General features: G+C 69.9%; 13 protein-coding genes. 11 read left to right on the top strand and 2 right to left on the bottom strand.

Annotated features, from left to right (window positions below; translation table 11 throughout):
* Positions 1 to 64: 64 nt before the first annotated feature.
* Together ACIQCS_RS09195 and ACIQCS_RS09190 are read left to right on the top strand one after the other, a co-directional pair.
* A complete protein-coding gene (locus tag ACIQCS_RS09195) occupies positions 65 to 646 on the top strand; it encodes a TIGR00730 family Rossman fold protein (protein ID WP_345849544.1) in 582 nt (193 codons plus the stop codon).
* Positions 643 to 1,587 carry a phytoene/squalene synthase family protein gene (locus ACIQCS_RS09190; RefSeq protein ID WP_345849545.1) on the top strand — a complete coding sequence of 315 codons (945 nt, stop codon included), beginning with the start codon at positions 643 to 645 and terminating at the stop codon, positions 1,585 to 1,587. Before ACIQCS_RS09195 ends, ACIQCS_RS09190 begins: the two co-directional genes overlap by 4 nt.
* A gap of 12 nt (positions 1,588 to 1,599) precedes the next feature.
* Here ACIQCS_RS09190 and ACIQCS_RS09185 read toward each other — a convergent pair whose 3' ends face one another.
* On the bottom strand, positions 1,600 to 1,839 hold the full coding sequence (locus ACIQCS_RS09185; protein ID WP_345849546.1) for a hypothetical protein: 240 nt from the start codon (positions 1,837 to 1,839) through the stop codon (positions 1,600 to 1,602).
* An 82-nt stretch (positions 1,840 to 1,921) separates the two neighbouring features.
* Between ACIQCS_RS09185 and ACIQCS_RS09180 the strand changes: the two genes are divergently transcribed.
* Positions 1,922 to 3,748, top strand: a complete 1,827-nt coding sequence (locus ACIQCS_RS09180) for an ABC transporter ATP-binding protein/permease (protein ID WP_345849547.1) — start codon at positions 1,922 to 1,924, stop codon at positions 3,746 to 3,748.
* 8 nt (positions 3,749 to 3,756) lie between these two features.
* Entirely contained in the window at positions 3,757 to 4,674 is a 918-nt protein-coding gene (locus ACIQCS_RS09175) for an alpha/beta hydrolase (RefSeq protein ID WP_345849548.1), read from the top strand.
* 8 nt (positions 4,675 to 4,682) lie between these two features.
* Here the strand turns inward: ACIQCS_RS09175 and ACIQCS_RS09170 are convergent, their stop codons facing one another.
* Positions 4,683 to 6,143, bottom strand: coding sequence for an ATP-binding protein (locus tag ACIQCS_RS09170; protein WP_345849549.1), 1,461 nt, complete (start codon positions 6,141 to 6,143; stop codon positions 4,683 to 4,685).
* Between the two features lie 174 nt (positions 6,144 to 6,317).
* On the opposite strand from ACIQCS_RS09170, the gene ACIQCS_RS09165 reads away from it, so the two are divergent.
* From ACIQCS_RS09165 to ACIQCS_RS09135, 7 genes are all read left to right on the top strand, one after another.
* Complete coding sequence (locus ACIQCS_RS09165) at positions 6,318 to 6,839, top strand: hypothetical protein (RefSeq protein WP_345849550.1); 522 nt, start codon at positions 6,318 to 6,320, stop codon at positions 6,837 to 6,839.
* Positions 6,840 to 6,877: 38 nt separating this feature from the next.
* Complete coding sequence (gene recQ / locus ACIQCS_RS09160) at positions 6,878 to 8,644, top strand: DNA helicase RecQ (RefSeq protein WP_345849551.1); 1,767 nt, start codon at positions 6,878 to 6,880, stop codon at positions 8,642 to 8,644.
* Positions 8,641 to 9,129 (top strand): hypothetical protein, encoded by a 489-nt coding sequence (locus ACIQCS_RS09155; protein WP_345849552.1) that lies wholly within the window; start codon positions 8,641 to 8,643, stop codon positions 9,127 to 9,129. Before recQ ends, ACIQCS_RS09155 begins: the two co-directional genes overlap by 4 nt.
* Positions 9,126 to 9,560: a TIGR01244 family sulfur transferase gene (locus ACIQCS_RS09150; RefSeq protein WP_345849553.1), complete on the top strand. Its 435-nt coding sequence runs from the start codon at positions 9,126 to 9,128 to the stop codon at positions 9,558 to 9,560. The genes ACIQCS_RS09155 and ACIQCS_RS09150 overlap by 4 nt, the downstream gene beginning before the upstream one ends.
* The gene (locus ACIQCS_RS09145; protein WP_345849554.1) at positions 9,557 to 9,916 is read left to right on the top strand and encodes a hypothetical protein; all 360 of its coding nucleotides are present in this window, start codon (positions 9,557 to 9,559) and stop codon (positions 9,914 to 9,916) included. The genes ACIQCS_RS09150 and ACIQCS_RS09145 overlap by 4 nt, the downstream gene beginning before the upstream one ends.
* A 65-nt stretch (positions 9,917 to 9,981) precedes the next feature.
* Positions 9,982 to 10,953, top strand: coding sequence for a sterol desaturase family protein (locus tag ACIQCS_RS09140; protein WP_401530637.1), 972 nt, complete (start codon positions 9,982 to 9,984; stop codon positions 10,951 to 10,953).
* Entirely contained in the window at positions 10,887 to 12,467 is a 1,581-nt protein-coding gene (locus ACIQCS_RS09135) for an FAD-dependent oxidoreductase (protein WP_345849555.1), read from the top strand. Before ACIQCS_RS09140 ends, ACIQCS_RS09135 begins: the two co-directional genes overlap by 67 nt.
* Positions 12,468 to 12,512: the final 45 nt, after the last annotated feature.

Here is a 12,512-nt window from a genome sequence, read left to right as displayed (position 1 = left end):
GCGGCTTGCCCCCGCGCGCATTCTGGCCGAAGGCGGGGCGAATCATGGCTATCGGGAAGATCAGATGAAGCGCGTCGCAGTCTATTGCGGTTCGGCCAGCCCGGCCGATCCCGTCTATATCGAGGCCGCGCGCCATGTCGGCCGCACGCTGGCGCAGCGCGATATCGGCATCGTCTATGGCGGCGGCCGGCTCGGCCTGATGGGCGCGGTCGCCGATGCGGCGCTGGAGGCCGGCGGCGAAGTGATCGGGGTGATCCCCGAGCTGCTGGTCAATGCCGAAGTCGCGCATCGCGGCTGCACCGAGCTCCACGTCGTCGCCACCATGCACGAGCGCAAGGCGCGCTTCACCGACATCGCCGACGGCTTCATCAACTTGCCGGGCGGCACGGGCACGATGGACGAGCTGTGGGAAGCGCTCAGCTGGGCCCAGCTCGGCTATCACACCGATCCGGTCGGCCTGCTCAACATCGCCGGCTATTATGACAAGCTGGTCGAGTTCTGGCAGCATATGGGCAAGGTCGGCTTCGTCCGCCCGCAGCACCAGAACATGCTGATCGTCGACGACACGCTCGAGGGGCTGCTCGACAAGATGATCGCGGCCAAGCCGGTGGAAACGATCGTCCAGATGCGGCGCGGCGATCTGTGAGCTATCCGCTTCCTGGGCGGGCCGCGATCGTCGCGACCGCGCAGGAAGCGATCGCGCGGGGCTCGCGGAGCTTCGCCGCCGCCAGCCGGCTGTTCGAGCGCGAGACGCGCGAGCGGGCCTGGCTGCTCTATGCCTGGTGCCGCGCCTGTGACGACCTTGCCGACGGGCAGGACCATGGCGGCGAAGCGCGGGCGGCGGATGCCGCAGCCGGGCTGGCGCGTATCCGGCTGCTCACCGAGGCGGCGCTCGCCGGGGAGCGGGTGGGCGATCCCGCCTTCGATGCGTTGCGCATCGTCGCTGCCGAGGCGAAGCTGCCGCACCGCTTTGTCCGGGACGTGGTCGAGGGCTTCGCGCTCGATGCGGCGGCGTGGGTGCCGCGCCATGAGGACGACCTGTATCGCTATGCCTATCACGTCGCCGGCGCGGTCGGCTGCCTGATGGCGGTGATCATGGGCGTCTCGCCCGAGGACGAGGCGACGCTCGACCGGGCCTGCGACCTCGGCATCGCCTTCCAGCTCGCCAATATCGCCCGCGACGTCGCGGCGGACGACCGGATGGGTCGCTGCTACCTGCCGCAGGACTGGCTGGCCGAGATGGATATCCCGCCCGGCCAGCACATGAAGCCGCCCTTTCGCCAGCGCCTTGCGGTGCTTGCCGGCCGGCTCAGCGGCCGGGCCGCCGACTATGCCGCGAGCGCGCGGGGGGGCACGCCGGCGCTGGGCTTTCGCTCGGCCTGGGCGGTGCTCGCCGCCGCCGGCATCTATGGCGATATCGCGAGGAAGGTCGCCGAGCGCGGCGAGCATGCCTGGGATCGCCGCATCGCCACTTCCGGCTTCGAGAAGATCGGCTGGATCGCCCGCGCCGGGTGGCAGGCGCTCCGTCGCCGGGATCTCCGTCCTGCGGCGGCGCGCGATCCCGCGCTCTGGACGCGCCCGCGCTAGAATGGCGGCCTGCTAGCGGCCCCTGCCGTCCGTCCGGGGGGCCGCCTGGCGCGCCGTTTCGGGCGTCTGGCGCCGGCAGATGCCGGCGATCACCGGGAAATCCAGATCGGCGTTGCGCCGCAGCGCATCGGCCATCGCTTCCTGGCAGCTGGCATGGCTGGTGTAGCGTGCCGGCTCGATCCGCGCCTGGCGGCAATCGAGCGTGTCGTCGCCGCACCCCAGGATCGCCAGCAGGTAGAAGACCTGGTCCATCGCGCTTTCCTTTCCGGGGCTGACAACCAGCGGGACGGCCAACCGTTGCATCCCGGCGCCGAGCGCCCCAGATTTGGCGGCGATGGCTTCCAATCCCGATACACCCGCCGGCGAGCGCCCGATGCTCGCCACGCTGCGGCGTTTCCTCCCCTATCTGTGGCCCAAGGACGCGCCCGGCCTGCGGGCGCGCATCGTCTTCGCGCTCGGCCTGGTCGTCGTGTCGAAGCTGGTCCAGGTCTATGGCGCGCCCTTCGCGCTGCAGGGCGCGATCGACCGGATGGCGGGCGGTTCGCGCGATGCGGTGTGGCTCGTCGTGGCGCTGGTGGCCGGCTATGCCGCCGCGCGCTTCGGCACCGTCCTGTTCGACAATCTGCGCAACGCGGTGTTCGAGAAAGTGGGGCAGGACGCGACGCGCCGGCTTGCCTCGGACGTGTTCCGCCACCTGCATCAGCTGAGCCTGCGCTTCCATCTCGAGCGGCGCACCGGCGCGATCACCAAGGTGGTCGAGCGCGGCACCAAGAGCATCGACACGATGCTCTATTTCCTGCTGTTCAACATCGCACCCACGATCCTCGAGCTCGCCCTGGTCATAGGCATCTTCTGGACCCGCTACGGGGTGTGGCTGGTCGTCGGCACCCTGGTGATGGTGGTGCTCTACATCGCCTTCACGCGCTGGGTGACCGACTGGCGCTCCAAGCTGCGCGAGAAGATGAACGACCTCGACACCGGCGCCGTCGCCCATGCGGTCGATTCGCTGCTCAACTTCGAGACGGTGAAATATTTCAACGCCGAGGCGCGCGAGGCGCGGCGCTACGAGAATGCCGTCACCGCCTATGCCCGCGCGGCGACCACCAGCGAGAACAGCCTCGCCTGGCTCAACATCGGCCAGGCGCTGATCACCAACTTCATGCTCGGCGCGGGCATGGCGCTGGTGGTGTTCGGCTGGAGCAGCGGCAAGTTCACCGCGGGCGATGTGGTGCTGGTCTCGACGCTGCTGTCGCAGCTCTTCCGCCCGCTCGACATGCTCGGCTGGGTCTATCGCACCATCAGGCAGGGCGTGATCGACATGGGCAGCATGTTCGACCTGCTCGACAGCGCCGCCGAAGTGAAGGATGCGCCGGGCGCCACGCCGCTGGTCGTCAGCGCCGGCCATGTCCGGTTCGAGGGCGTGCATTTCGGCTATGATCCCGAACGCGAGATACTGAAGGGCATCGATCTGGACATCCCGGCCGGCGCCACGGTCGCGGTGGTCGGCCCTTCGGGTGCGGGCAAGTCGACGCTGGCGCGGCTGATGTACCGCTTCTACGATGTGACCGGCGGCCGCATCACCATCGACGGGCAGGACATTCGCGACGTCACCCAGACCACGCTGCGCGGAAGCATCGGCATCGTTCCGCAGGACACGGTGCTGTTCAACGACACGATCGGTTACAACATCGCCTATGGCCGCGAAGGCGCGAGCGACGACGAGATCGCGTCCGCGGCGCGGGGGGCGGCGATCGCCGGCTTCATCCAGTCGCTGCCCGCCGGCTTCGAGACTCGGGTCGGCGAGCGCGGGCTCAAGCTCTCGGGCGGCGAGAAGCAGCGCGTCGCCATCGCGCGGACGCTGGTCAAGAATCCGCCGATCCTGATCCTCGACGAGGCGACGAGCGCGCTCGACAGCCGGACCGAGGCGGACATCCAGGCGACGCTGGAGGCGATCGAGCATGGCCGCACCACCATCGTCATCGCCCATCGCCTCTCGACCGTGGTCCATGCCGACCGGATCATCGTGCTCGAGGCCGGCCGCGTCGCCGAGCAGGGCACGCACGCCCGGCTCTTGCGCAAGAACGGTCTCTATGCCGAGATGTGGGCGCGGCAGGCGCAGGAGCGCGCGGCCGAGGGCGGAGAGGAAGTCCCCGCCGAATAGGAGGGGCGATGATTGGGTTCCTGGTTGCGCTGGCGGTGGTGATCGCCGCACTGGTCCTCTGGTCGGGCTATGTCTCGCGCGGCGTCGAGCGCTGGGTGCCGATGGACGGCAGGCAGGTCGAGGTGCCGGGCGTGCGGATCCATTATGTGGAGACCGGGCCGGCCGACGCGCCCGCCATCGTGATGATCCACGGCATCCTGAGCCAGCTGCGCGTCTTCACCTATGCGCTGGCCGGCCGGCTGGCGACGGATCGCCGGGTGATCGTGATGGACCGCCCCGGCTGGGGCTATTCCACGCTAACCGGGCCGCGGCTCGACATTCCCGGCCAGGCCGATGCCGTCGCCGCCGCGATCCTGGCGCTGGGGCTGGAGAAGCCCCTGCTCGTCGGCCATTCGATGGGTGGGGCGGTGAGCCTGGCGCTGGCGCTGCGGCATCCCGGCGCGGTGCGCGGCCTCGGGCTGATCGCGCCCTATACCCAGCCGATCGACGTGCCGCCCGCGCCGCTCGCGGGGCTGCGGGTGCCGGGCCCGCTTCGCCCGCTGATCGCCTGGACGATCGCGGTGCCGCTCGCGATGCGCACCGGCAAGGCGAAGACGGCGGCCGTCTTCGCGCCCGATCCGGTGCCCGAGGATTTCGCGATCCGGGCCGGCGGCGCGCTCGCCATCCGTCCGGCGAGCTTCCAGATGGGCTGTTACGAGATCGAGATGGGGCCCGCCGCGATGAAGGCTCAGGCGCCGCGCTATGGCGAGATCGCCGTGCCGGTTGCGATCCTATATGGCCGGGAGGACGCGCTGCTCGATCCCGAGCTGCACGGGCGCAAGACCGCTGCGGACGTGCGGAACGGCCGGGTCGAGATCATCGAAGGCGGCCATATGCTGCCGGTCACGCATGTCGACGCGACCGAGGCCTGGCTGCGCGGGCTCTGATCCGGGCCTTAGCCGCCGATCTCCGCCGGCTGGGTGGTCCAGCCGAGCCGCGGAATCGTGATCGAGCGCTTGCCCGAAAGGTCGGTGCGCGTCACGAACAGCTCGCGGCTCTCGATATATTGCAGCAGCCGGCGCACGCGGCCGAGCGAGCTGGTGCCATAGGTGGCGGCGATCTCGGTGTCGCTCGGGCAGGGGGCGCCTTCGCGCGCCGCGCGGGCGACGAGCAGGAACGGGCCGAGCATGTCGTCGGGCAGGGCGCGCGCCGCGTCGAGCGCCTGCGCCCATTCCGCGTCCGGATCGCCATGGATGCCGGCACGCGCGGCGGAGAGCCGGCGGACGAAGGCGGAAAGGTCGAGCGGAGGCCGGGCCAGACCCACCATCCGGCAGCGCACCAGGAAATCCTGATAGAGCACCGCAGGCGAGCGATAGGCGCTCTCGGCATCGGCGACGATGTCGCGCAGCACGTCGGCGATCTTGGCGGCGGCTTCCTCGGGATCGACCTCGGGGATTTCCTCGCGCGCCGGCACCGAGCGGGCGAGCGCCTCGAGCAGCCGGTCCGAGGCGAGCTGCGGCGCCTGTGCCGGTGCCGGCGGAGCGGGAGGTGTCCATTCGGGCTCGGCGGGGGCAAGGAGCAGGTCCTTGAGTTCCGCCGAGGGCGCCTCGGGCAACGGCGTGAGCTTGGGGCTGCCGCTGCGCGCGCTGGTCTCCACCGCGCCGATCTGCACCGAGATCGGCCGGCGCGACACGGCGGGGCCGAGCGCCAGGAAATGACCGCGCGCGAGATCGCGGATCGCCTCCGCCTGGCGCCGTTCCATGCCGAGCAGGTCGGCGGCGCGCGCCATGTCGATGTCGAGGAAGGTGCGGCCCATCAGGAAGTTCGAGGCTTCGGCCGCCACGTTCTTGGCCAGCTTGGCGAGGCGCTGGGTGGCGATCACGCCCGCCAGGCCGCGCTTGCGCCCGCGGCACATCAGGTTGGTCATCGCCGAGAGCGAGGCGCGGCGCACGTCCTCCGCCACCTCGCCGCCGCCTGCAGGCGCGAACAGCTGGGCTTCGTCGACCACCACCAGCGCGGGGTACCAATGGTCGCGGGGCGCATCGAACATCGCGTTGAGGAAGGCGGCGGCGCATTTCATCTGCCCCTCGGCCTCCAGCCCTTCCAGGCTGAGCACCACCGACGCGCGATGCTCGCGAATCCGGGTGGCGAAGCGGGCGATCTCGCGCTCCGAATAATCGGCGGCCTCGATGGCGATATGGCCATATTTGTCGCCGAGCGTGACGAAATCGCCCTCGGGATCGATCACCACCTGCTGGACATGGCCGGCACTCCGCTCGAGCAGCCGGCGCAGCAGATGCGACTTGCCGGACCCCGAATTGCCCTGGACGAGCAATCGTGTCGCCAGCAGCTCCTCGAGATCCATGGCAACGGCATCGCCCTTGCCGTCCACCCCCATGTCCACACGCACCGTCATCGCATCCGCTTTGGCCGATGGCGGGGTCGGGGGGAAGCTCGGCCGGGCGAAAAATTGTGGGCGATACGCTTCCGTTCCCATTCGTGTGCGCAAAGGATCCCGTGTCGGTGCAAACCGCGCTTGCCGCTCTCCTCCCTTCGGCGGATAGTCACAGCGCATCGAAGGGGGGATGGCATGCGCAACGCGATCTGGATTCCGGCGGCGGCGATGGTGATGGCTGCGGTGCCGGCGGCGGCACAAAGCGTCACGCTCGCCCCGGGTGAGGGCGCCTCGGTCACCAGTCCGGGGCCCGCGCCCGTCGCCACCCGCACGAAGGCCAGTCTCACGCCGTTCGAGGCGGCGGTGGTCAAGCAGTTCGAAGCGAACCTGTTCCCCGACGCGATGGGTGCCAATTCGGCCACGGTGAGCGGCGACGGCCTGCCCCAGCCCGAGGCGATCGCGCCCGACCGCTTCGTCGCCAAGTTCATGGCCATCGGCGGCGGCAAGGCGACCCTGCTCGTGCTCGAGAACGGCTATGACCAGGCGATCGCCTATCGCGCCAGGATCACGGTGAAGGGCAAGGCCACCCCCACCGACGTCTGCACCGTGCTGCCCGGCAAGCGCGGGTTCGAGAACTGGCCCTATGCGATCGAGAAGATCGAGCTGAGCGCGATCGCGCTCGAGAGGTATGACGGCGGCAAGCCACGCTGCGAATAGCCTCGACTTACCCGGCCCTCGCCCGCTAACCGGGCGCGATGGTCCCCACCGATACGCTCCGCCGGGTCTTCGGCTTCGACGCTTTCCGCGGCGTGCAGGAGCAGGTCGTGGCCCGGGTCCTCGCCGGCGAGCGCACCCTGGCAGTGATGCCCACCGGCGCGGGCAAGTCGCTCACCTATCAGCTGCCCTCGGTGATGCTCGAGGGCACCTGCGTCGTCGTCAGCCCGCTGATCGCGCTGATGCACGACCAGCTCCGCGCCGCCGAAGCGGTGGGCATCCGCGCCGCGACGCTCACATCGGTCGACGACAACCGCGCCGAGACGATCGAGCGCTTCCGCGCCGGCCAGCTCGACCTGCTCTACATCGCGCCCGAGCGTGCCTCGGGCGAAGGCTTCCGCAACCTGCTCACCCAGGCGAAGCTCAGCCTGTTCGCGATCGACGAGGCGCATTGCGTCTCCGAATGGGGGCATGACTTCCGCCCCGATTACCGCCTGCTCCGCCCGCTGCTCGATCGCTTTCCGGAGGTGCCGCGCCTCGCGCTCACCGCCACGGCGGATGCGCATACCCGCGCCGACATCCTCGAGCAGCTCGGGCTGCCGCAGGAGGGGCTGATCGTCGCCGGCTTCGACCGGCCCAACATCCGCTATGCGATCACCCCGCGCGAGAACACGACGCGGCAGGTGATCGACCTGATCGCGGAGACGCCCGGCCCCGGCATCGTCTATGCCCAGACCCGCGCCGGGGTGGAGAAGCTGGCCGAGAAGCTGGCGGCGGAGACCGGCCGGCCGGTGCTGCCCTATCATGCCGGGCTCGATCCCGCGGTCCGCCGCCGCAATCAGGCCGCGTTCGTCGCCTCGGAGGAGATGGTGATCGTCGCCACCGTCGCCTTCGGCATGGGGATCGACAAGCCGGACGTGCGCTTCGTCGCCCATGCCGGCCTGCCCAAGTCGATCGAGGCCTATTATCAGGAGACCGGCCGCGCCGGCCGCGACGGCGATCCGGCGGTCGCGCATCTCTTCTGGGGCGCCGATGATTTCGCCCGTGCCCGCCAGCGGATCGGCGAAGTCGAGCCCCAGCGCCAGCCCGGCGAGCGTGCCCGGCTGACGGCGCTCGGCGCGCTGGTCGAGACCGCGACTTGCCGGCGCCGCATCCTGCTGCGCCATTTCGGCGAGGAACCGGCGGAGCAGTGCGGCAATTGCGACAATTGCCTGAGCCCGCCCGCCGCGATCGACGCCACGGTGACGGCGCAGAAATTCCTCTCGGCGGTGTTCCGCACCGGCATGCTGTTCGGCACCGGCTATATCGAGAGCATCCTGCTGGGCCAGTCGAGCGAGCGCAGCCTGACGAACGGGCACGAGAACCTCTCCGTCTTCGGCATCGTCGACGGCGAGGAGGCGGCGCTGATCAAGCCGGTCGCCCGCGCGCTGCTGCTGCGCGACGCGCTGCGCGCCAACGAGCATGGCGGGCTGGAATTCGGGCCCGAGGCGCGCTCGATCCTCAAGGGCGGCGCCACGGTGGCGCTGGTGCTGCCCCCCAAGCGCGAGCGCAAGCGGCGCGGCGGCAAGTCCGGTGCCCCCAATCCGGTCGGCAACCCGCTGTTCGAGGCGCTGCGCGCCAAGCGCCGCGAGATCGCCCAGGAGACCGGCCTGCCGCCCTATGTGATCTTCCATGATTCGGTGCTGCGCGACATGGCCATGCTCAAGCCCGACAGTATCGCCGCGATGGGCAACATCTCGGGCGTTGGCGCGCGCAAGCTCGACGCCTATGGTGACGCCTTCCTGCAAGTGATCCGCGAGGCCGCATGAAGACGATCCTGCTCGCCGCCCTGGTCCTGCTCGCCGCCTGCGCGCCGCAGCGCGCGCGGGTCCCGACCATGCCCGTGCCTGCGACCATCGCGATGGACCGCAACAGCTGGGGCCACCTGGTCTCGCGCTGGACGATCGACGGGGCGGGCAAGGGCAGCTACACCGTGGCCGAGCCCGATACGTACAAGCCCGAGCGGCTGGTGACGCGGCGCTTCTCCGCCGGCAGCGCCGGCTTCGCCGAGATCCGCAAGCTGCTTGCCCTGGGCGAGGCGCAGGCGGAGAGCGAGCTCGACTGCGGCGATCGCATCACCGACCAATATTACGGAACGGTCCGCTGGGACGATGCGAGCCTGAGCTATGACATGGGCTGCCAGGCCCCCGCCACCGAGGAAGTGCTCAAGGGCATCACCGCGGCCGAGCGCCGGATCGCCGCCTGGGCCGCCAACCAGCCGATCACGGAAACCCAGAAGGTGGAGAAGCAATGACCAGCCCGCGCCGCGTCGACGACAATATCTCGGTTGCTCCCCAGATCGCGGCCGAGGACATCGCCTTCCTCGCCGAGCAGGGCTTCACCTATGTGATCAACAACCGCCCCGACGAGGAAGAGAGCGGCCAGCCCGAGGGCGAGGCGATCCGCGCCGCGGCGGCGGCGGCCGGGCTCGGCTATGCCGCGATTCCCGTCACTCATGCCGGCTTCTCCTCCGCCCAGGTCGAGGCGATGGCGGCGGCCCTGGCGGAGGCTTCGGGGCCGGTGCTCGCCTATTGCCGCTCGGGCACCCGCTCGTGCAACCTCTGGGCGCTGGCCGAGGCGGCGCGGGGCGGCGATCCGGCGGAAATCACTGCCAAGGCCGCCCAGGCCGGTTACGACCTGTCGGGCATCCGCCCGCTGCTGGACCAGCTGTCCGGCCGGGCGTGACGCAGCTGGCCATCTTCGGCGGCTCGATCGTCGCGGTGCTGGTGCTCGCTCTGCTCGCCCGGCTGCTCGGGCTCGGCGGTGCGCGCATCGGCAGCGCCGAGGAGGCGCGCGCGGCGGCGGAGGCAATGATCCCTGGTTTCGAAGGCGGCGCGGTGGTGATCGGCAGCGATGGCAAGGCAGCGCTGGTGCGGGGCGGCGCGGGTGACGCCGCGCTGCTCAAGATCCATGGCGCCCGCATCGCGGCGCGGCACCTGCGGGCACCGCTCGCCGGCACGCCCGCGCCCGACGGGCTCGCCCTCGACAGCGGGGATGCGCGATTCGGCACGGTGGTGCTCAAGGGCGTGACCGCGCTGTGATCCCGCCCGCTTTCCATGCCGCAGCGCGGCGTGACTCGCTACTGACATTGCGGTAAACAAGGCCGATGCCCGCGATGCCGCTGCTCTTCGATCCGGTGAACTATGCCATTCCCGGCTTCGTGGCGCTGATCGTCGTCGAGATGCTGATCGCGCGGACGCGCGACCGGCAGCGCTACTGCCCGCGGGACACGCTCACCTCGCTGCTGCTCGGCTTCGGCAGCACGGTCTCCAGCGCGCTTACCGCCGGGCTGGTCTTCGCCATCTCGATGTGGGTCTATCAGTTCCGCTTCTTCACCATCGGCTTCGCCTGGTACTGGTTCCTGGTCGCCTTTGTGCTCGACGATCTCGCTTATTATTTCGCGCATCGTACCGGGCACCGCGTCCGCTGGTTCTGGGCGAGCCATGTCATCCACCATTCCAGCCAGCACTATAACCTGTCGACCGCGCTGCGGCAGACCTGGACCGGCTTTGTCAGCCTGAGCTTCCTCTTCCGCCTGCCGCTGTTCCTGATCGGCTTCCATCCGCTGATGATCTTCTTCTGCGCCGGGCTGAACCTGATCTACCAGTTCTGGATCCATACCGAGGTGATCGGCCGGATGCCGCGCTGGTTCGAGGCAGTGATGAACACCCCGTCGCACCACCGGGTCCATCACGCCACCAATCCGCGCTATCTCGACAAGAATTATGCCGGCGTCTTCATCGTCTGGGACCGGCTGCTCGGCACGTTCGAGGCGGAGCGGGAGGACGAGAAGCCGCGCTACGGCATCGTCAAGGATCTCGGCAGCTTCAGCCTGTTCTGGGCCGCGTTCCACGAATGGGCGGGCATCGCGAAGGACGTATGGGCCGCGCCGGACCTGAAGTCCCGAATCCTGTACATGATCGCGCCGCCGGGCTGGAGCCATGACGGCAGCCGCGATACATCCGAGACCATCAAGGCGCGCTGGGAAGCGCGGCAGCAGCGGGGGATCGCGTGGAAGCAGCCGACATCGTCGTCATCGGTGGAGGATCGGGCGGAAGCGCCGTCGCAGGCCGCCTGAGCGAAGGCGGCAGGTACAGCGTCGCGGTGCTCGAGGCCGGCGGCCGCAATGCCGGCATCAAGACGCGCATGCCCGGCATGCTTCCGTTCCAGGGCCCGGCGACCAACTGGGCGTTCGAAACGGTGCCGCAGCGCGGGCTCAACGGCCGGCGCGGCTATCAGCCGCGCGGCAAGGGGCTGGGCGGGTCGAGCGCGATCAACGCGATGCTCTATGTCCGCGGCCATGCCCGGGACTATGACGAATGGCGCGACCTTGGCTGCCCCGGCTGGGGCTGGGACGAGATGCTCCCCTGGTTCCGCCGCGCGGAGCACAATGTCCGTGGTGCCGATGCTTTCCATGGCGACAGCGGCCCGCTCTGGGTAAGCGACCAGCTCTATGCGCATGGCGGCAGCGAGGCGTTCATCGAAGCCGCCGGCGCGCTGCAGATCCCGCGCAACGATGATTTCAACGGCGCGCACCAGTCGGGCGCCGGCCTCTACCAGGTGACGCAGCGCAACGGCGAGCGGTGGAGCGCCGCGCGCGCCTATCTCGAGCGCCGCGAGACGCTGGAGATCATCACCGAGGCCAGCGTGGAGCGCGTGCTGTTCGAGGACGGCCGGATATGGGGTGTCGCCTATCAGCGCGACGGCGTGGCGCGTGAGATCCGGGCCCGGCGCGCGGTGGTGCTCGCCGCCGGCACCTTCCAGACGCCGCAGCTGCTGATGCTCTCGGGCATCGGCCCCGGCGAGCATCTGCGCGAGATGGGCCTGTCGGTGCGGATCGACCGGCCCGCGGTGGGCGGCAATCTCCAGGACCATCTCGACTATGTCGCCGCCTTCGAGACGCCGGGCAGCTATTTCCTCGGCAGCTCGGGCATGGGCAAGCTGAAATCGCTGGCATCGATGGCGCGCTGGATGCTCACCCGCAAGGGCGGGATGACCAGCCCCTATGCCGAGGCCGGGGCCTTTCTTCGCAGCGATCCCGCGCTGGCGCGGCCCGATCTCCAGCTCCATTTCCTGATCGCCATCGTCGAGGATCATGGCCGCACCCCGGTGCCGGCGCATGGCTTCAGCTGCCATGCCTGTGTGCTGCGGCCCGAGAGCCGCGGCACCGTGCGCCTCCAGTCGCTCGATCCGCGCGTGGCGCCGCTGATCGATCCCGATTTCCTGGGGGATCCGCGCGACCTGGCGCTGCTCAAGCAGGGTGTGCGGACCATGTACCGCATCCTCGAAGCGCCGGAGCTGGCGCAGTATAAGGGGCGCGATCGCTATCCGATCGATCTGGCCGACGATGCCGCGCTCGAGCGGCTGATCCGGGCCCGGGCGGACACGATCTACCACCCCGTCGGCACCGCGCGCATGGGCTCGGACGAAGGGGCGGTGGTGACGCCGCGGCTCAAGGTCCGGGGCGTGGAGGGGCTCTACATCGCCGATGCCTCGATCATGCCGCGCCTGATCGGCGGCAACACCAACGCGCCGACCATGGTGATCGGCGAGCGCTGCGCCCGGTTCATCGAGGAGGATCTGGCGATCTAGTTCCTCCCCCAGCTCGCTGGGGGAGGGGGACCGCGACGCATCGCG

This window comes from Sphingomonas sp. NPDC092440 (assembly GCF_044754985.1).
GTDB lineage: Bacteria > Pseudomonadota > Alphaproteobacteria > Sphingomonadales > Sphingomonadaceae > Sphingomonas.
This window is presented reverse-complemented; position numbering and strand designations above follow the sequence as displayed.